Here is a 1,014-nt window from a genome sequence, read left to right on the forward strand (position 1 = left end):
GTCTGGGGCGGGCTGTCGTTACCGGGCCGGAAGCTGGCGGCGAACAGCTGGTTGGCCATTGCGGCTAGTTCGGCCTCGCTGATCGGGAGGTCGCCTTCGGCGTCTACCGATCGATACTCACTTGTACTCATGGAACTGGTCCACCGCAGCGCCGTCGAGCACGGCCAGCGCATCATCGGTCAGCACGGCCAGTGACGAGTACTGGGTTACCAGGTAGGAGGCGATCCCGGAGCGGTTGATGCCGGTGAACCGCACCGACAGGCCCGGTGCCTGCTCGCCGACCAGGCCGGGCTGGAACAGGCCGACCACGCCTTGGCGCTCCTCGCCGGTGCGCACCAGGATGAACTTGGTTTTGCCGTCCTCCACCGGAACTTTGTCGCTGGGGATGATCGGGATACCGCGCCAGGTGATGAACTGGGCGCCGAAGAGGTTGACCACCACCGGCGGAACGCCGCGGTAGGTGGCCTCGCGGCCGAACGCGGCCACCCCGAGTGGGTGGGTGAGGAAGAATGCCGGTGTCTTCCATACCTTGGTGATCAGCGCGTCGAGGTCGTCCGGAGTGGGTGCGCCACCGAGGGTTTCGATGGTCTGCTCCGGGGTGACCTGCGACAGCAAGCCGTACTCGGCGTTGTTGATCAGCTCGGATTCCTGGCGTTCCTTGATCGTCTCGATGGTCAAACGCAGCTGCTGGGCGATCTGGTCATGCGGGCTGGAGTACAGATCCGAGACCCGGGTGTGCACATCGAGCAGGGTGGAGATGGCGCGCAGCGTGAGTTCGCGCGGGCTGGTCTGGTAGTCGACGTAGGTCTGGGGCAGCGGGTCTTCGATGTCATCCCCACCGACCTCGGCGTGGATGGCCACCTGCTCGGGGTTGACCACCCGGTTGACCCGGTAGATGCCTGCCTCCACGGGCACCCAGCTCAACAGGTGAAGCAGAAACCTCGGGGTGATGGTCTCCAGCTGCGGGACGGTCTTGGTGGCATTGGCAAGCTGCCGGGCGGCAAGCGCGCCAAG

1 protein-coding gene is annotated in these 1,014 nt (G+C 65.5%); it reads right to left on the reverse strand.

What is annotated here, in order from left to right; all coding sequences use genetic code 11:
- Positions 1-117: 117 nt before the first annotated feature.
- On the reverse strand, positions 118-1,014 hold an 897-nt coding region (locus CG716_RS29390; RefSeq protein WP_094484665.1), incomplete at its 5' end, for a family 2A encapsulin nanocompartment shell protein.

It is taken from the genome of Mycolicibacterium sphagni (genome assembly GCF_002250655.1).
In the GTDB taxonomy this organism is placed as follows: domain Bacteria; phylum Actinomycetota; class Actinomycetes; order Mycobacteriales; family Mycobacteriaceae; genus Mycobacterium; species Mycobacterium sphagni.